We start from the raw sequence: 18,037 nt of genomic DNA, 5'->3' as shown, positions 1-18,037 counted from the left end.
CTATCCGATATGAGTTTATAATATAAGGGTTATAAGAGCACTTCCTCCCGCTCCAGCCACTCCAGCCCTTCGGGTAGCTCCCGGTTGTTGAACTCCAGGTGGATGACACGGCGATGTTTGTTGTTTTCTGTTTTGGAAGAAGCGTGCAACGTCAGTGGTTTTAGCAGGTGCACGCCGCCCTGCTTCACCTTGCAGCAGGCGCTGTCGGTGGTGTCGCGTATCTCGGCAATTTCTTTGTCGGATAAAATGCTCAGATGCGTGCGAGGGATCACCTTCAACGCCCCGTTCTGCTCGTCTGAATCGTCGAGGTGAATGCGAACAGTGAAGGCGCTCTGCAGGCACTCCAGCGGCGGACGCACACTCACCAGCCCGGCCTTGTCAGTCCAGCCGCTAAAACCCTCCGTCTCGACCTTTTCCTTCACATTGATGGGCACATCCTGATGCCAGGTCACGTACCAGTTCGATTTGGGCGGCTTGTCAAAATAAATCGCTTTGGTCAGGAAGTAGTCCGGCCCCAGCCCTTCCCGGATCAGGGCGCAGAGATTGCTGTTGAAGAGCAGCGGCTTCAGGTTCGGGATCTCCTGCAGCAGGCAACGGATGGCGAACAGGTCTTCACTCCTTCTGAATCTTTCTACATCGCTCGTGGCCTTATGGATCATAGACAGCATCCGGGTGACTTCCTTACTGGTGTATAGGTTCTCCAGTACAGCATAGCCCCGGCGCTTCACCTTCGTCATACTGTGCTCCAGCTCCGTTAGGTTGAGCTCCTTGTCGTACTGCTCTGCGCCGTGGCGCATGCGCTCGTAAATGCGGCGCTTGAGTTTATGCGGCTTAAGCACCTTCACGCAGTCCCCGAAGCCAAGAATCTCTCGCTCCAGCTCGAAGTTAAGCTGCACCTGCAGGCGGATGATAATGCCGTTGCCCACCTGTTCCACCAGCTGCTGGGAGTGGTGCAGTGGTTTGGTGAGTACATAGGGCGCGTTCTCCCGGTTCACAAACAGCTCCACCTCCGCAGGCCCATTATTCGGATTGACTGACACGCCCACCACGTGCTGAAAGTACTCCGACAGGTTCAGCCCCTCATTCTCCAGATAGGGTTCATGCGACTCCCCCACTTCCAGGATACGGTCCAGGGCCAGGAGCAGTACGGGCTGACTTCGCTTCCTGATACCCAGCACAAACCAGCGGTTGCGGTACTCTTTCAGGAAGTACGGGTGAAACGTAAATGCCTGGGACTCCCTTGCCTTGAAAGACTGGTACGTCAGAAGGACCGGCCGCTTTTTGATGATAGACTGGTAAAGGGCATCGATGTGCTCCAGCCCCTTCAGGTGCTCGTTTTTCTCCAGATCTATAATAGGCGCCTGCTTCGTCTTTGCCGTGTGGATGCGATCCTCCAGGCGCTGCACCATGCCATTGAGTTCGTGAAAGTGCGTAAAGCCCTTGAACTGCCGCAGGATGCCCGCTACCTCGGTCAGCTTGCCCAGATCCTGCTCCGTGAGCGGAATGTTGGTAATAGAGTACTCCGGGTCCTCGTAGGCATAGTACTTCTTGTCAATTACAATAATGGGTGCATTGTAGCCCAGCTTATCCGAGCGCATCATCTGCAGGTCCATCTGCACTGTGCGCCTGCTCACGCCCTTGTCAATGCCCTCGTACTCATACAGGGCTTCCGAGCAGGCATCAATTAAATCCTCCAGCGTCCATTTTCTGTACTTGTTGCGCAGGCAGTTGTCGAGCGTGCGGTAACGAATCAGGGCGTTGCGGTTTACGGGCATAGACTGGGATAAATGAATACAATTATAAGAGACCCATACTTGCTCCAGGTTGCTCAGCGGGATATGCTGTTCCAATAAGTTACACACCAGCTAGGGCCGGGCAGCAGGGATAGGTTAAGTAAAGTAAGCGAAAAATGATCAGGCTGTTACCTACTGTATTGAAAAAATTGTACTTTAAAACCACTAATTCATTCAACACAGCTCCTGTAGCCACAGACACAGGACTTTCCTGACCAAAGTGCATCTCTCAGCTAATGCTTGAAAGTGCTTTATTGGTCCAACATTTTAGCTGAATGAACCCGGCAATCAGTTGTCAGCGGCCAGCTCAAACACCTCCCGGTAAACCTGCTCCATTCTTTCTATTTCATAGTTGGTGAGCTTGGCAAAATCTTTCCGTCGGCGCTTTGGAAAAACACCCTTGTTCTGGTGTAGAAACAGGATCATCAGATTCAGCTCCTTGTCGGGCATGTCCACAATTTGCTGCAGCTCCCTTTTCGTCTCATCATACCGCTGGATAAAGGCTAGTTCCTGCGGCATGTCGTTCGTAATGGTTGCCTGTATCGTTTGGGCAAGAAAAACAGTCTGGTCTGTCAGGTCGGGGTATCTGAAATAACCTTCTACCTCTTCTTTGTTAGTCACCTCCAGTTCTCCATTGGCTGCCTTGGTGTACTGCACCAGCTGCATCAAAGGTTTGGAGTAATTTTCAAGTGTTTTGTCGTAGTCCCGCATATGGCTCAGCATATGAGCCGATACCGGAATAATCAACCCTTCCGGTACCACCCCGTCCCTGACGAGCATGTCATGAATCAGAAAACGGTGCAGCCTGCCGTTGCCGTCCTCGAACGGATGTATAAAGACAAAACCAAAGGAAATAATAGCTGCTCTTACCAGAGCGGATGCTCCTTCCGACTTGGTCGCTGTTTCTTTCAATCCCTCCATCAGGGAAGGCACAATCGACGGCGGCGGACAGATGAAGTGTATCAACTCCACGTAGTTTGGAAGTGTCTGCCCGATGTAATTCTGAAAGTCACGGTAACCCGAAGCAGCAAACCGGGGATCGACAATGGCATTTTGCAGTTGTGTCAGGTTCTCCTCGCCCAGCAATTGCTCGCTCGGATCCCCCCCGGCCCGGCTTAGCAGGGCTATAAAGCGCCCCATTCTTTCAGGAGAGGGCTTCTCTTTTTCTATCTCATACGAGGAGCGGGTTTCCTTACTATAAAGGTATTGTATCGCTCTGCTGAAAGTCACCAGGTCGTAACTTTCTTTTAACTGAGCCACTTGCTGCCTCAGGTCATGCTGAAGCACTTCCGCAAGCGCACTTGTTTTCCGTACGATGGGGCAAAAAGCAGCCGGACCTAATAAGTTGTTATTGATGCGCCACTTCCGGACTTTCACTATCTTACCTGTAAAGTATTTCTCCTCTTCCAGCAAGTCAACATAATTCCCCCCTATCGCTTCAGCAAGCGCTACTTGCCTGCCGGTCAGGAACTCGTACAGGAAACCTATTTTTCGCGCATACTTGCCCGTTGGGGAGCCTGCCACATACGCTGCAATTTCTTCGTAGGAAACGTGATTGAAAACTGCTTTTAGGAAGGCAAGGTCGAGGTCGTCGTACTTCAAGGAGAATTCCAGGTGCGCCATCACTGTGTCAGTGGCCGGGGCATATTTCGGACCATACACCTGGTTTACCTCACCGCTAGGGGTCAGCTCCAACCTGGCATTCTGCCCGATGTATGAGCGATGCGTTAACACAAAGCGCGTCAGTTTAAAATGCTCCTGAAGCCACAGGCTACCGGCTGTTTGTAATTTCATCTATCCCCTTACTGTAATTTAATTAAAGTTACGGTAAAATAATTAACACCCATTAAAATTACAGTAAAACAATTAAAGTCTTCCCACAAAGCAAAGTATAATTGCTAACCAGCACTGTAAACCAAGTAGAACACGCTGGACTTACAGTAAAATGATTACATGTAAACCAAGTTTTGATACAGAAGGCTATAGTGTATCCAAACACTGCTAACCTACCCAACACTGAGCTTTAAAACATCAATGAGCGAATTCCACTTCAACAATAAAGGCGCACGCCACAGGCACCGTCACTAAACAGCTTTCTGCGTGATGCCTAACCCCGGTTTATGCAAAAGTCGTGCAGGCTCTTTGTGATGGTGTGGTCGCGGTAAGGGCATCGCTTTTAACGAGGAAGGGGGATGGGCAAACAAACCCATAGTTTCCAAAGGCGTACCTGTTTGCCAGAACACCCACTAAATTCCTGAACCTGAAGGCAGGTGCCCTGCGCTAACAGTACATCGGCTACCAAGAAATGGGACAAGATATGAAAGTTACAGAAGCCGACTCACTGGGCAACCAGGTACAGCAAGCTTTCTTGCCTGCTACTTCTTCCACTTCTGTGCGATACGGATAGCTGTTTCCAGCATATAGGGCTGCCAGTTTTCGATACGCCAGTCGGAGTGAGCGAGAGAGGAGGTTTGGAGCAGACGCTGCGCCTCCTGGTAAGAAGGGGCATTTTCAAGAATCTGCGAGAGTAGCACCTGTTGCTGGTGCAGTGCCTCATCTTCTTCGACAAAGCTGTCTGGGAAAGCGCTCAGTGGCAGGAAAAGGTTGTCAGGCAGGAGGCCGGTGCGGGCCGCATTCACTTGCTGTACCAGCAGCTCCATCTGCCGGAAGTCTCTCTGGAAGCCGGCACGGCTGCTTTCCGTTTTGAGCCCGTTTCCCAGCTGTTCCAGCACCACGTACTTGAGGTTGGGGCACAGCGGCATGGTCTGCTTGAGCAACTGAAAAACTTCTGCCGGCACCGCATCGTCGTGGGTGTCGCGCCTGACTTTGTGGCCTGGTGCCTCCTGGGCTTCTTCCCAGCTACCGCCCGAAATATGGATCTCCCGCACGCGCTCGAGCGGGTATAGCAGGATCAGTTCCTCGTAAGAAACAGAAAAATTGTGAAGCTGGCAGTAGAGGTTGTGCAGGTCCAGGATGATGAAGCCATTGGCAGGCTCAATGAGCTTTTCCAGGAACTCGCCGTGCTGCTTTACCTCGTCCAGCGAGTAAGAAAAGGCCAGGTTCTCGAGCCCTACTGGTCTTTGGCAGGCATCCTGAATGCGCAGCAGCCTGTCACGCCCGATGCGGAGCGTGGTGCTGGTATAGGGTATACTCAGCGGAGCGCCGTAATGAAAGTTCTGGCCGGTAAAGAAGCCGAAGTGTTCGGTGATGTGGTCGAAATGAAACGCTGCAGACAGCTGCCGCAGGTTCTTTAGCCATTGCGCCTGCTTCTCGGTCCACCTGCCCGAGATCAGGGAGTAAAACACTCCGTGCCCGATCAGCCTGCCTTCCTGGCTGTAGGCCTGCAACATCTCCCGGAACCAATCAGGGAGTTGTTCCACCTGGAAAAGCGTATCAAAAGACCACTCCATAGCCTCTACACTGCCCCCCTCCAGCAATGGGTAGGTAGCAGACAGAATATCTGCATCCAGGTTACAAGCGACAGTGGCTAGAATGCCAGGCATGCTTCTACTGTAAAAATGAACCGCATAGGCTTTTACCCCATACCACAGGCCGGGCAGTTAGCAGGGTTCTTGATAACTTCCTTGCCGTCCTTTCCTCCATTCTCAGCGGTAGGCTTAGGCAAGTCATCTTTCTGGCAAGCGCTTGTCTGGACAGCGATACCGACTACGATCGCGCTCAGTAGTGTTTTAGGCAGTTTCATCTGACAAAGGTTTTAAGGTGAAAGCAAGCAAGGCCTTTAGAGGCAATTTATACTTATGACCCAAGACGGCAGCAAAGGGTTGCACTTGCCTGTGTAAAAAGCAGTTAAGCCGTCCAGATATACGTCACATCCAGGACTGGGCCTTTTTATCCTCCTCCTGACGAAATAACAGAAAATAATTTCTCCTGCGCAAAAACACTGCGCAGTGCCCCTCTACCTTTGATGCATTAACCAACAAAGGTCATGCAGGAACTGATACAGCAAAAGCTAAGCGAGATAGAGAAACAGTACGGGGTACAGATCCTCTTTGCCTCCGAGACGGGCAGCCGGGCCTGGGGTTTCCCCTCTCCCGACAGCGACTACGACGTGCGCTTCATCTACCGCCATACCTGCCACTGGTACCTTTCGATAGACGAGCCGCGTGATACCATCGAGTACCTGAGCAGCGACCTGGACCTGGTAGGCTGGGACATCCGCAAGAGCCTGCGCCTTCTTCGCAAAACCAACGCGGCCATGTTCGAGCGTCTCGCTTCGCCGATCCTATACCGGCAGCAGACGGACTTCAGGGAACGGCTGCTGGCGCTGGCGCCGGCTTATTTCTCCTGCCGCGCCGGGCTGCACCACTACCTGAGCATGGCCCACAACTACTACACAGCCTGCGAGGCAGAAGACCAGGTGAAGCTGAAAAGCTATTTTTACCTGCTGCGCACTGCCCTCTGCAGCCTTTGGATCGTGGAGCAGCAAGGTGTACCGCCGCTGCAGTTCAGGGAGCTGCTGCCCCTGGTAAAAGACCAGCGCATGCGCGACAAAACAGAAGAGCTGCTCGTGCTGAAGGCGCAGGTAGATGAGTCCTACCGGCACCCAAAGGAAACCGAGTTGGAGCTATACCTGAAAGGCATTCTCCACTACTGCGACAACCGGGCAAACGACTTAGAAAAACACCAGGGTGAGACGGAGCCGCTGAACGAATTATTCAGAAAAACGATAGCATCCACATGGCACTAACTATAGACGATCTGAAGCAAAAGAACCTACTGCTGTTTGAGTGCATCAGCGGCAGCAGGGCTTACGGCCTGAGCACCCCTACTTCCGATACTGACATCCGAGGCGTGTTCGTACTGCCGGAGGAGGACTATTTTGGCCTTAACTATGTGGAGCAACTGAGTAACGAGACGAGCGACATCGTGTACTATGAGCTGCGGCGCTTCGTGGAGTTGCTCTCCAAAAACAACCCGAATACGCTCGAGCTGCTGGCCATGCCCGAAGACTGCATCCGCTACAAGCACCCGCTCTACGACAGGTTCTGGGCCGAAGACTTTCTCTCGAAGCTGTGCAAGACCACCTTCGCTGGCTATGCCCTCACGCAGGTAAAGAAGGCACGGGGGCTGAAGAAGAAGATCGTGAACCCGGTGGAGCCGGAACGGCGTTCGGTGCTGGACTTCTGCTATGTGGCGCAGGGACAGGGCTCGGTACAGGTGCAGGAGTTCCTCGAGCAGCAGGGCCTACGGCAGGAGGATTGCGGTCTGGCCCGCATCCCGCACATGCCGTTCTTGTACGCACTTTTCCACGAGCCTAATACCCGGCTCAAAGGCATAGTGCAACGTGAGCAGGCAAACGATGTGTCGCTAAGCTCTATACCCAAAGGGCTGCAGCCGCTGGCCGTGATGAGCTTTAACAAGAATGCCTACTCCACCTACTGCAAAGAATACAAGGGGTATTGGGAATGGGTAGAGAAGCGTAACCAGGCCCGCTACGAAAACACGCTCTCGCATGGCAAGAACTACGACGCCAAGAACCTGATGCACACCTTCCGCCTGCTCGATATGGCCGAGGAGATCGCCACGCAAAAGCAGATCGTCGTGCGCCGCCCCAACCGCGAGTTCCTGCTCCAGATCAAGGCCGGCGCTTTTGAGTATGCCGAGCTACTGGCGATAGCCGAGGAACGGATCGCCAGAATGGATGAGTTGTATGAGGCGTCGGATCTGCCGGAAGAGCCGGATACGGAGAGGTTGAATAAGTTACTAGTGGGCGTGCTAAAAAGCTTCTATAAAAAAGTTTAACTGCGCAAAAAGGCTACGCACCTTGATATATGACTGAGCCAATGTTTTAAAATAACGACCTAATTAAGATAATCAGTAATTATCTCTTTTTACTTTAAGAGCATCAATATATTCTAAAATTTTTTTGTGATAATCTGGCTCTATATCTTTAATAAAAGATAAGTAACCTAATGCTTGATTAACATTAGTTGCTTTATCTTCTTTTATAATAATATTATAAAGCTGACTTCGAAGAAGCCTTTTGATTTCTTTGCTTACAGTTAACTTACCTTCATTGATATTAATACCAGTTACTGCCATTCTTCCCTTACCAGAGAAAAATTTGGTTTTGGAATTATTAATCTTAAATCCATGATTGGGTAAAGTAGAATGAAGAAATGGCAAAATTTCCACTAAACCAGGTTTGGAATCAGATGAAAAAACTAGGTCATCTGCATATCTTGAGTAAGTAATTGATTTTGTTTTACAGAAATTTATGATTTTATCATCAACTTCATGAAATACTAGATTAGAGAGAGCAGGCGAAGTAGGTGCACCTTGCGGTAATCTTCGGTTAAAGGTGCAAACTTTAGCAAGTTTTAAAGCCAAATCCTTATCGGGAAAAGTTTTATTTAATGTCAAAAAGACTTGTTTTTGCGATATAGAAGTAAAGAAATCCTTTATATCTACTGTAAGTAGATATTCTTTCTTTAAATGAAACTTAGCATTTCGCTTGATTCCACGTCCAATAATAAATCCGTTTGCACTATTACTGACTGGTATTTCATTAAAATAATTTTTTAACAACCACCTTTGAACTGCTTTTAGCTCTTTAGATGGGGAGTCAATAATCCGTTTCTTTTTCTTAGCTTTCTTAGCAATATAAAAGGTGTTATAAAAGGTATCAGCAAAAGTTATATAATTATCTAATATTTGTTTGTTGTAACCTATTTCAAAAGCAAAATCATCAAAAGTTACCATATCAGAAAGAAGAATAGAGTAGGGGTTACTTTTACTTTGAAACAAGTGACATTCATATTAGGAGGAAATCCGAGTGATATGAATGTTAATTGTTTCTAATAAATGATAGCTTAAACCAGCCTATCGAAACGACGGACATTAGAAGGTAGCCTTATACTAAAAGTGATTTGTCCCTACTCATATTCTTTTTCTTTTTCTTATATATAGAATTTATTACTTCACCACGAATTAAAGAAAAATTCTTCTTAATATTTAGCTTTTCAATCAACTCCTCATAAAAATAAATATGACCAGCTCTACTTAAAAAATAAAAATCTAACTCGTGATCTATTTTGTATTCTGAAATGATCCTATTTTTCTGAATTAAAATTTGCAACGCTGTCTCGATATGTTTGGATTTAACTTTATCTGTTTCGACTAGACTAAGCAAGCTCTTTAGCTTTCCTATTGTAATTGGCTGAAAGAGAGCAATCAGATATAATATGAACCTTGAAAGATTGAAGAAATTATCTAAATTATAAGTAGATTTTTTTTCATATCGTTGATTTCTGACCCTATCTATTACTTCATCTAGTATGAGCTCCTCTTTGCCTTTTTCAAAAAGTATATAGTTTTTAGAATTCTGTTTTCTTATTAAATCAACTGGCCCAAGATTTATAAAGCTTTTCTTCTTATCATATTTCCGATCATTGATTGCAATTATTTTAGGCAGTAATTCCTCATTCATTGTAAAAGCACCTAATTCACAGAGTGTTCCAGGTCCCTCCAATGGCAATACGATCACATCAACGTTTTTTGCTAAATCATCTTCTAATTCAAAAAGATTATTTTTTTTCTTCTTAAACAAGCTAGCAAAAACAAATTCAGGAAAAACTGTATTAAACTTTGCATCTTTCTGAAACTCGATGTTAAGTAGATTCCTGATTGACTTTGTCTTATTAGTATCAGCCCCACAAAGAAAAATATTAAGTGAATAATCAACATCTTTCTTGTAAATCAAATCATAGGTATTTTTAACTATACTCTTTTCATCAATCATACTTAAGAAAATATTTAAATTAAAGATTTACCCAAGTCATTAGTTGGATTGGAAATCTGTTAGAGCGGTCAATAATTGTTGGTCTAATCTTTCATAAACAGCTGCTAGAAAATTTGATAATTCACCCCTATCGTCCATATTTTCCCATTGTTCTTTTGTCATAGATTTGAATACTTTTACATTATTGCCATCTTTGAAAGATTTGAATCCTAAACTATCTAAATATTTATCAACTTCTACTTCATCACTTGAGAACTCAATGGATGATGAAGAGTACTGTTGTATTATAGGATTTCTAGACAAATCACCTTCTTTACTATATATTTCATCAATATAAACTGCTTTTATTCTTTCAGGATGACAATAATTCTCTATATCCCTTCTTGAAAGTTGAAAGAAAATAGCTCCATCGTTTTCACAGTGATGTTTAATTTTTTGATTGGCCTTTGATTTAGAAACATCACCATTATCACCATCTATAAATACAGCATATTTGTCAGATTGACCATTGCTTAGTTTTTTAAAGAGATCTAAATCAGTATAGTTTGATAAGGCAGAACCTCCTCCAATCACACAAATTATATTATCTACTTCTAAATCTTTACCTAAAACCGTTTTAGCATATGATTGTAAAAAATGTATATCGGAATACCCTTCTACAAAAATTAAAAATTTTGCACTTTTAAGTAGATTATAATCTGGACGTACTCCTAATTCATTTATCACACTTTTAATAGTTGAATCCTCATCATGATATTTAAAAAAATTTGTAGTAAAATTATCTTTCTTCACTATAATAATATTGCTACTACTTGTTGCTCCTGCAAAAATTGGTGAATGTGTTGTAATAAAGAATTGAGATGAGTTAGAAATAGTTAATATTGACTTTAGTAAATCGCCTTGCAGGGATGGATGCAAATATGTTTCGGGTTCTTCAACGGCAAATATTTGGTTATCATCAGCAGTCTTTGAAGCCAGATATTCGAAATATGCTACCATCAACAATCGTTTAAAACCCGTTCTTTTATGCGATAGAGGTATACTTTTTTCCTCGTTTTGAAATTTTAAACTTAAATCAAATTTCACTAAACTATTCCAACTACAATTCACAGTTGGATTTATACTCTCTAAATCAGGTACATTTTTTTGCATAAATCCCCTAATCTGTCTAAACTCATTAGATAAGTCTGTAGCTACCTCGTGTTCTATTTTACTGGTTAATTCCTTATTTCTTTCTAAAGAATTATTTACTAAAGTTTTAAACTGTTTTTGAAAATCAGTATGATTGATATCTAAATTGAATTCCGCGTCAAAAATTGAGAAGGTTGGAAATTTGAATTCTGGATAAATTGCTTCTATATTTTTAAATAATAAATCAGCAGTATGAGTTTTTTCAATCCTGCCGAAACTTTCAGTCAACTCGAAAATTTGTTGTATTTTAGAAAAGTTTGTTATCGTTCTTCCTGACTTTTTAAATTCAACTTTTAATTCAGTACCAAGGAAGCTATTTAAAGCGTCTTCTTTTAGGCCGAAGCAATTACCAATCTTTTCATGATTAATATCATGACAGGTATAAAGTACTTCTATATCTAATTTGCCGGATTTATTGAATGAAAACTTTTTGGTGACAGAAAATTTTCCTTCTTCGTCTAACAGTAGTGGATGAAGTTCGACAGAAGGAGTAAATCTTATTGTTATAGATGTGTTTTCGGTTTCAGCCTTGTATAGGTTGAAATCCTCCTTTAAAAATTTCTTATTAAAAAACGCATCTAAAGCCTTTATTAAACAAGACTTTCCAGAGTCATTTTTACCAACAATAGTGTTAAGCCTTCCGCACTTGATTTTATCAACGCTTCTAATGCCCCTGAAATTTTCAATACTTATATCATAAATATTCATCACCTGAAGAATTAATCGTAAAATCAATATAATTAAAGCAACACAATATAGTTGAATTATATATTAAGCCACACTATTTTTTGCTTTTAAAAGTACTAGCCTTTGCATTATTAAAAAATTGGGAAATGTATGGCAGAATTATTTTTGAATTTTGTTATAAATAATTTCAGCGATTCCCCCTCCTGCGCAAAAAGACTGCGCACTAGCCCCTGAACTTTGGTCTATCATTAAAGCAAAAGGCCATGAAGTTCAACTTTCTCACAAGCAAAAAGCACCAGACCACGAACCACGAAGGAGCGCTGGCCTGGAAGATAGGACCAGCCACCGAGCTGTATGCAGCCGTTGTTACGGCCTCGCTCAGCGACAACTTCTACGAGAGCGGTAAGCAGCGCCTGGAGCGCATCCGGGAGCTGATCGCGCAGAACGATCCGGTGTTTGTGGCGAAGCTGGCCGTGTACGCCCGCACCCACATGCACCTGCGCAGCGTGCCGCTCGTGCTGGTGGTGGAGCTGGCCAAAGTGCACGCCGGGGATGACCTGGTGAGCCGCACGGTGGCCCGCGTGGTGCAGCGCGCCGATGAGATCACCGAGCTCCTGGCCTACTACAGCCTGAGCAACGGGCGCACCGGCACGAAAAAGCTGGGCCGCCTCTCCAAGCAGCTGCAGAAAGGGCTGGCCGTGGCCTTCAACCGCTTCGACGAGTACCAGTTCACCAAGTATAACCGGGCCACCGAGGTGAAGCTGCGCGACGCCCTGTTCCTGGTGCACCCCAAATCCAAAGACGACACGCAGCGGGCGCTCTTCGACAAAATCGCCGCCGACACGCTGGCTATACCTTATACCTGGGAGACGGAGCTCTCAGAGTTGGGCCAACAACCAATTGAGAACGCCGGGGCCAAAGCCGCCGCGGTGCGGTCCAGGTGGGAGGAGCTGATCGACAGCGGCCGGCTGGGCTACATGGCCCTGCTGCGCAACCTGCGCAACATCCTGCAGGCAGAGGTATCGGCGGCGCACATGCGTCGGGTATGCGCTACCCTCTCCGATGCCCGCGCCGTGCAGCAGGCCAAACAGCTGCCCTTCCGCTTCCTGGCCGCTTACCGCGAGCTGCTGCCCCTCACCTCCGGCTATACCGCCATGGTGCTGGAGGCGCTGGAGCAGGCCGTGCAGGTGAGTGTGCAAAACATGCGGGGCTTCAGCGAGGAAGTGCGCGTGGTGGTGGCCTGCGACGCGTCGGGCTCCATGCAGCGCCCGGTCTCGCCTCGCAGCAAGATTCTCAGCTACGACATCGGGCTGATGCTGGGCATGCTCCTGCAGCACCGCTGCCGAAACGTGGTGACAGGTATGTTCGGCGACAGCTGGAAGGTGATCAACCTGCCGCAGCGCCAGGTGCTGTCCAACGTGCAGGAGTTCTACCGCCGCGAAGGCGAGGTAGGCTACTCCACCAACGGCTACCTGGTAATTCGCGACCTGACGAACCGCCGGTTGCAGGCCGACAAGGTGATGCTTTTTACCGACTGCCAGCTCTGGGACAATACCGGCTATAACCACAGCCTGACCGAGGAGTGGAAGAAGTACAAGGCCATTGCGCCTAACGCCAGGCTATACCTCTTCGACCTGGCCGGCTACGGCAGCTCGCCGCTCAACCTGGTGCGGGACGATGTGTTCCTGATCGCCGGCTGGAGCGACAAGGTGTTCGATGTACTGGAGGCGATCGAGAAGGGCGGAGATGCCTTGGCAGTCATCGAGGAAATGGAACTATAAACAAGAACAGGAGGTGCCGTATGTGCGTGATACTTCGTGGTTAGTCCATTGGGACGAGCAGGTTCGAGCCCTGCACGCTGCCTGCAGCGTAAGCACGTGCTGCCTTTCGCCCTCCTGTTTCTTTCACAAAAGTGAGCGGTGCCGTAGGTCGGAGTTACTTCGATTCAGGTTCGGATGATGCAGGTTCGACTCCTGCTTTTCGCTTCTTTCACAGGAGCGGAAATGGTGTAAATGGCAACACGTCATAAAAGCACTCCGGTCGTCTGTCGCCCGCTCATTTTACATATTAAAGTGGTGCCGTAGACAAGGGTTACTTCGTGTGCCGCAGGTTCGATTCCTGCCAGGGCCATAGGCCTTGTAGCTCAGCTGGTAGAGCAACGCCTTGTAAAAGGTTAGGTCCTTTGTCGCCTGTCGCCCACTTTTAATGAAATAGAGTGCTGTAAAATGGAGTTACTTCGCCTGTCCCGCAACACACAACTCCATTTGTTCATCGCCTCTATACTAACTGGAACAGGTGCCGTAGGCCAGCGTTACTTCGATTGCGATTCGGCAGGTCGTGGGTTCAAATCCCACCACCCGCAAGGGTGTAGCTCAGCTGGTAGAGCAGCATGTCGCTGGCCGCCTGTCGCCCTGTGCTCCTTTCTTATTACCTGAAGGTGCCCCTGCCCGTAAGCCAGGGGTATTTCAGGAAAAGTTTTATATTGAGTTTCAAGTATATCTCCAAAGAAGAGAACTCCACATGATCTTAGAAATCACCACCACCCATACCCCGGCCACAGATTTGGGCTACCTGTTGCACAAGCACCCGGACAAGGTGCAGTCCGTGGAGCTGGCGGCGGGCAAGGCGCACGTATTTTACCCCGAGGCCACAGCCGCGCGCTGCACTGCCTGTTTGATGCTCGACATCAACCCGGTCGACTTAGTGCGGGTGCGTAAAGGCAATTACGCACTGCAGGACCAGTACGTGAACGACCGGCCCTATACCAGTAACTCTTTTCTGAGCTCGGCCATCTCCAAGGCCTTTGGCTCCGCGCTCAACGGCAGGTGCAACCCCAGGCCGGACTTGCCCCAGACGCCCATGCCCTTCACGCTGCGGCTCAGTTCGCTGCGCGTGGATGCGGATCTGGAGGCCGTGGAGCGGCTCTTTGTGCCACTGGGCTATGAGCTGGAGGTCGAAACCATTCCGCTGGACACGGCTTTTCCCACCTGGGGCCTGAGTAAGTACATCAACCTGACGCTGCACAAGACCTGCACGCTGCAGGAACTGCTCACGCATGCGTACGTGCTCATCCCGGTGCTCGACAACAGCCGGCACAGCTACGTCTCCCAGCATGACATCGAGATACTCATGCAGAAAGGCCAGGGCTGGCTGGAACAGCACCCGGAGCGGGACTGGATCACCCGCCGCTTCCTGCGCAACCTCCGCACCTATGCCAATGAGGCCATCCTGCGTCTGGCCGGTGAAGAGGCTCTACCGGTAAGTGAGTACCGGTCGCTGCTACAGGAGAGCCTGCATCAACAGCGCCTCCTGCGTGCCTTTGAGCGCCTGAAAGAGAGCAGGGCACAGCGCGTGCTGGACCTGGGCTGCGGCTCAGGCAAGTTACTCCAGCTCCTGCTGCGCGAGGGGCAGTTCCTGAAGATTACGGGCATGGACGTTTCCTTCTCGGAACTGCAGCTGGCCAAGGAGAACCTGCACCTGGACGAGGCCTCCCCTGCCCTTCGCGAGCGGCTCTCCCTATTTCAGGGGTCGGTGACCTATCTCGACGAGCGGTTGAAGGGCTATGACGCCGTGGCGATGGTGGAGGTAATTGAGCACCTGGACGAGGAAAGGCTGCCGGCGATGGAGCGTGTGGTTTTTGGTTATGCTGCCCCGGATACGGTGGTGCTCTCCACACCCAACACTGAGTACAACGTGCGCTATGAGAAGCTGGATGCAGAGGCCTTCCGCCACGAGGACCATCGCTTTGAGTGGACGCGGGAAGAGTTCAGTAATTGGTGCGACCACATTTGCCGCAGTTTTGGCTATGAGGTGACGATAGAGCCGGTCGGTCAGGAAGAGCCCGCTATAGGCGCTCCTTCCCAGCTGGCGGTATTTAAAAAGATGAAACAAGCATGAAAGAAATAAAATTACCCGAAATAGCCCTGGTCCTGCTGGTGGGGCCAAGCAGCGCCGGCAAGAGCACTTTTGCCCGGAAATATTTTTCAGTCACGGAGGTTATCTCCTCCGACTACTGCCGCGCCTTGGTGTCAGATGACGAAAACGACTTGAGCGCCACCGGCGATGCCTTCGAGGTGCTGAACTTTTTAGCTGCCAAGCGCCTGAAGCGGGGCAAGCTGACGGTGATCGACGCCCTCAACCTGCACAAGGATGACCGCGCCAAACTCGTCCAGCTGGCCAAGGACAACTACGCCCTGGCAGCCGCCATTGTGCTGGATACCCCTATCCGTAAGCTGCAGGAGCGGCACGAGCTGCGCACGGATCGTAACTTCGGCCGTCAGGTCATCGAGAAACACTACGACATGTACCGCCGCACCCTCAAGTCTATCAAACGAGAGGGCTTTGGCTACACTTATGTGGTGGACCCTGAGGAGGAGCTACGAATCGTGCGACAGCCGCTTTGGAACAATAAAAGGGAAGAAACCGGCCCGTTTGACATCATCGGCGACGTGCACGGCTGTTTCGATGAGCTGCAGGAGCTCCTGACAAAGCTCGGCTATACTTTAAGCAGCGGTGCAGACGGTCGTTATCATGTACAGGCTCCTGCCGGCCGGAAAGCTATTTTCCTGGGCGACCTGACCGATCGCGGGCCCAAATCCCCCGAAGTGCTGCGCCTGGTGATGGACATGGTCAGCAGCGGTACTGCCCTCTGCATCCGCGGCAACCACGACGATAAGCTCCTGCGCTACCTGCAGGGCAAGAACGTGAGCCTGGCGCACGGGTTGGAGAAGACGGTGCAGCAGCTAGCCTCTGCCTCCGAAGCCTTCAAAGCAGAAGTAAGAGACTTCCTCGACAGCCTAATCGCTCACTATGTGCTGGACGAAGGAAAACTGGTGGTGGCACATGCCGGCCTGCCAGAGGAGATGCACGGTCGAGCCGCCGCCGCGGTACGGGCCTTCTGCCTTTATGGCGAGACAACCGGCGAGGTGGACGAGTTCGGACTGCCGGTGCGACATGACTGGGCCAAGGGCTACCGTGGCAAAGCCATGGTGGTCTACGGCCATACGCCTGTACCGGGCATCGACTGGCTCAACAATACGCTTAACATCGACACCGGCTGCGTGTTCGGAGGCAAGCTCACTGCCTTGCGCTATCCGGAGCGGGAAACCATTTCGGTGGAAAGCCAGGCTGTATACGCTGAGCCCGTAAGGCCTGTATTACCGGAGCCTACTGAAGAGAGCGCAGCGCTGCAACCAGAAGATGATATGCTAGATGTTCGTTTGGTGCGGGAGAAGTACATTGTGGAGACAGGTATAGGCAAGCGGGTGATCGTGCGTGAGGAGAACGCAGTCGCGGCCCTGGAGGTAATGAGCCGGTTTGCTATCGATCCCAAGTGGCTGGTTTATCTCCCTCCCACCATGTCGCCTCCGGAAACCAGCGCACTACCCGAGTACCTGGAGCACCCGCTGGAAGTATTCGCCTATTACCGCAAACACGGCGTAAGGCAGCTGATCTGTGAAGAGAAGCATATGGGTTCCCGCGCAGTAGCTATCGTATGCAAAGACCCGGAAGTAGCCGTCAAGCGCTTCGGCATGCAGTATCCGGCGCCTGGTATTATCTATACCCGTACAGGCCGTCGGTTCTTTACCGACATGGCCACAGAGGCCGCCTTCCTGGAAGTGCTACAAAAAGCGTTGACAGCAGCGGATTTCTGGGATGGCTTCGGCACCGATTGGGTATGCCTGGACGGAGAGCTGCTACCCTGGTCCTCCAAGGCAAAGGACCTGATCGTAAACCAGTATGCGGCGGTGGGGGCTTCGGCCTCCAATAGCTTGGTACGCGCAGCCGAGGTACTGCAGCAGGCATTAGCACGCGGGCTGGAGGTAAGCGGTATGCTGGAAAGTGTCAAGGATCGGTCCGAGGCCATCGACAAGTACATCACCTCCTACCATCACTATACCAGCGAAACGGAAGGGATTGAAGGGATGTCGTTTGCTCCCTTCCACATTTTGGCCACAGAGGGAAAGGTGCACGCAAACCAGCCGCATACCTGGCACATGGAGCAAATAAGCAACATTTGCAGTCAGGATGAACATTACCTGCTCATGACCAGCCACCGCCTGGTGGACCTGGAGGATGAAGCCAGTGTCAGCGCCACTGTCAATTGGTGGACGGAGCTGACAGCCGGCGGCGGCGAGGGCATGGTGGTCAAGCCGCTGGACTTTGTGCCCACCTTCCGGGACAGGCTGATACAGCCGGCCATGAAGTGCCGCGGCAGCGAGTACCTGCGCATCATCTACGGGCCGGAATACGACCTGGGCGGAAACTTGGAGCGGCTCAAGCAGCGCCACGTAAAGGCCAAGCGCGAGCTGGCCCTGCAGGAGTTCGCGCTGGGGCTGGAGTCGCTGGAGCGCTTTGTAAGGCAGGAGCCACTACGTCGGGTGCACGAGTGTGTGTTCGGTGTGCTGGCACTGGAGAGCGAGTCGGTGGATCCGAGGCTGTAATCAATTCTTATATGCTGGAGCCAGCTGTCAGAATTCTACTTGACAACTGGCTTCAGCCTTTTCCTATTAATTCCCTCCGAAGCTGATTACCTCTATGTCAACCCTTAGCAATTATTTTTTGTAATCAAGTTGAGACAATATGTATCAAATCAATGAAAAGC

Annotated in this window: 12 protein-coding genes; 5 read left to right on the top strand and 7 right to left on the bottom strand. The window is 49.5% G+C overall.

The annotated features are described in order from the left end of the window. Positions 1-29 precede the first annotated feature (29 nt). The 4 genes from A3841_RS09640 to A3841_RS20870 form a co-directional block, all read right to left on the bottom strand. Entirely contained in the window at positions 30-1,775 is a 1,746-nt protein-coding gene (locus A3841_RS09640; protein WP_073852116.1) for a phytanoyl-CoA dioxygenase family protein, read from the bottom strand. 306 nt (positions 1,776-2,081) lie between these two features. After that, positions 2,082-3,587, bottom strand: a complete 1,506-nt coding sequence (locus A3841_RS09635; protein WP_083610287.1) for a Fic family protein — start codon at positions 3,585-3,587, stop codon at positions 2,082-2,084. A 581-nt stretch (positions 3,588-4,168) separates the two neighbouring features. Then, positions 4,169-5,296, bottom strand: a complete 1,128-nt coding sequence (locus tag A3841_RS09630; RefSeq protein WP_073852115.1) for a multinuclear nonheme iron-dependent oxidase — start codon at positions 5,294-5,296, stop codon at positions 4,169-4,171. 32 nt (positions 5,297-5,328) lie between these two features. Then, positions 5,329-5,496, bottom strand: a complete 168-nt coding sequence (locus A3841_RS20870) for a chryseobasin-related MNIO class RiPP peptide (protein WP_449421152.1) — start codon at positions 5,494-5,496, stop codon at positions 5,329-5,331. 243 nt (positions 5,497-5,739) lie between these two features. On the opposite strand from A3841_RS20870, the gene A3841_RS09625 reads away from it, so the two are divergent. Beyond that, positions 5,740-6,501: a nucleotidyltransferase domain-containing protein gene (locus tag A3841_RS09625; RefSeq protein WP_073852114.1), complete on the top strand. Its 762-nt coding sequence runs from the start codon at positions 5,740-5,742 to the stop codon at positions 6,499-6,501. After that, complete coding sequence (locus A3841_RS09620) at positions 6,492-7,556, top strand: nucleotidyltransferase domain-containing protein (protein ID WP_073852113.1); 1,065 nt, start codon at positions 6,492-6,494, stop codon at positions 7,554-7,556. The genes A3841_RS09625 and A3841_RS09620 overlap by 10 nt, the downstream gene beginning before the upstream one ends. Positions 7,557-7,628: 72 nt before the next feature. Here A3841_RS09620 and A3841_RS09615 read toward each other — a convergent pair whose 3' ends face one another. From A3841_RS09615 to A3841_RS09605, 3 genes are all read right to left on the bottom strand, one after another. Beyond that, on the bottom strand, positions 7,629-8,516 hold the full coding sequence (locus A3841_RS09615; protein ID WP_073852112.1) for a retron St85 family RNA-directed DNA polymerase: 888 nt from the start codon (positions 8,514-8,516) through the stop codon (positions 7,629-7,631). 151 nt (positions 8,517-8,667) lie between these two features. Then, positions 8,668-9,555: a retron St85 family effector protein gene (locus A3841_RS09610; RefSeq protein WP_073852111.1), complete on the bottom strand. Its 888-nt coding sequence runs from the start codon at positions 9,553-9,555 to the stop codon at positions 8,668-8,670. A 39-nt stretch (positions 9,556-9,594) separates the two neighbouring features. Beyond that, positions 9,595-11,454, bottom strand: a complete 1,860-nt coding sequence (locus A3841_RS09605) for an ATP-dependent nuclease (RefSeq protein WP_073852110.1) — start codon at positions 11,452-11,454, stop codon at positions 9,595-9,597. A 242-nt stretch (positions 11,455-11,696) separates the two neighbouring features. Here A3841_RS09605 and A3841_RS09600 point away from each other — a divergent pair, with 242 nt between their 5' ends. The 3 genes from A3841_RS09600 (at position 11,697) to A3841_RS09590 (ending at position 17,876) form a co-directional block, all read left to right on the top strand. Next, entirely contained in the window at positions 11,697-13,214 is a 1,518-nt protein-coding gene (locus A3841_RS09600) for a TROVE domain-containing protein (protein ID WP_073852109.1), read from the top strand. A 739-nt stretch (positions 13,215-13,953) separates the two neighbouring features. Further along, positions 13,954-15,330, top strand: a complete 1,377-nt coding sequence (locus A3841_RS09595; protein ID WP_073852108.1) for a 3' terminal RNA ribose 2'-O-methyltransferase Hen1 — start codon at positions 13,954-13,956, stop codon at positions 15,328-15,330. After that, complete coding sequence (locus tag A3841_RS09590) at positions 15,327-17,876, top strand: polynucleotide kinase-phosphatase (protein ID WP_073852107.1); 2,550 nt, start codon at positions 15,327-15,329, stop codon at positions 17,874-17,876. Before A3841_RS09595 ends, A3841_RS09590 begins: the two co-directional genes overlap by 4 nt. The last annotated feature ends 161 nt before the right edge of the window (positions 17,877-18,037 follow it).

Source organism: Pontibacter flavimaris (assembly GCF_001907195.1).
Classification (GTDB): domain Bacteria; phylum Bacteroidota; class Bacteroidia; order Cytophagales; family Hymenobacteraceae; genus Pontibacter; species Pontibacter flavimaris.
Note: the sequence above shows the minus strand (reverse complement) of the source record. Positions and strands in the feature narration are given on the sequence as shown.

What these genes read in the sequence shown, in the direction of transcription:
- A3841_RS09640 (WP_073852116.1), bottom strand. Translation starts at nt 1,775, where the DNA reads ATGCCCGTAAACCGCAACGCCCTGATTCGTTACCGCACGCTCGACAAC.
- A3841_RS09635 (WP_083610287.1), bottom strand. Translation starts at nt 3,587, where the DNA reads ATGAAATTACAAACAGCCGGTAGCCTGTGGCTTCAGGAGCATTTTAAA.
- A3841_RS09630 (WP_073852115.1), bottom strand. Translation starts at nt 5,296, where the DNA reads ATGCCTGGCATTCTAGCCACTGTCGCTTGTAACCTGGATGCAGATATT.
- A3841_RS20870 (WP_449421152.1), bottom strand. Translation starts at nt 5,496, where the DNA reads ATGAAACTGCCTAAAACACTACTGAGCGCGATCGTAGTCGGTATCGCT.
- A3841_RS09625 (WP_073852114.1), top strand. Translation starts at nt 5,740, where the DNA reads ATGCAGGAACTGATACAGCAAAAGCTAAGCGAGATAGAGAAACAGTAC.
- A3841_RS09620 (WP_073852113.1), top strand. Translation starts at nt 6,492, where the DNA reads ATGGCACTAACTATAGACGATCTGAAGCAAAAGAACCTACTGCTGTTT.
- A3841_RS09615 (WP_073852112.1), bottom strand. Translation starts at nt 8,516, where the DNA reads ATGGTAACTTTTGATGATTTTGCTTTTGAAATAGGTTACAACAAACAA.
- A3841_RS09610 (WP_073852111.1), bottom strand. Translation starts at nt 9,555, where the DNA reads ATGATTGATGAAAAGAGTATAGTTAAAAATACCTATGATTTGATTTAC.
- A3841_RS09605 (WP_073852110.1), bottom strand. Translation starts at nt 11,454, where the DNA reads ATGAATATTTATGATATAAGTATTGAAAATTTCAGGGGCATTAGAAGC.
- A3841_RS09600 (WP_073852109.1), top strand. Translation starts at nt 11,697, where the DNA reads ATGAAGTTCAACTTTCTCACAAGCAAAAAGCACCAGACCACGAACCAC.
- A3841_RS09595 (WP_073852108.1), top strand. Translation starts at nt 13,954, where the DNA reads ATGATCTTAGAAATCACCACCACCCATACCCCGGCCACAGATTTGGGC.
- A3841_RS09590 (WP_073852107.1), top strand. Translation starts at nt 15,327, where the DNA reads ATGAAAGAAATAAAATTACCCGAAATAGCCCTGGTCCTGCTGGTGGGG.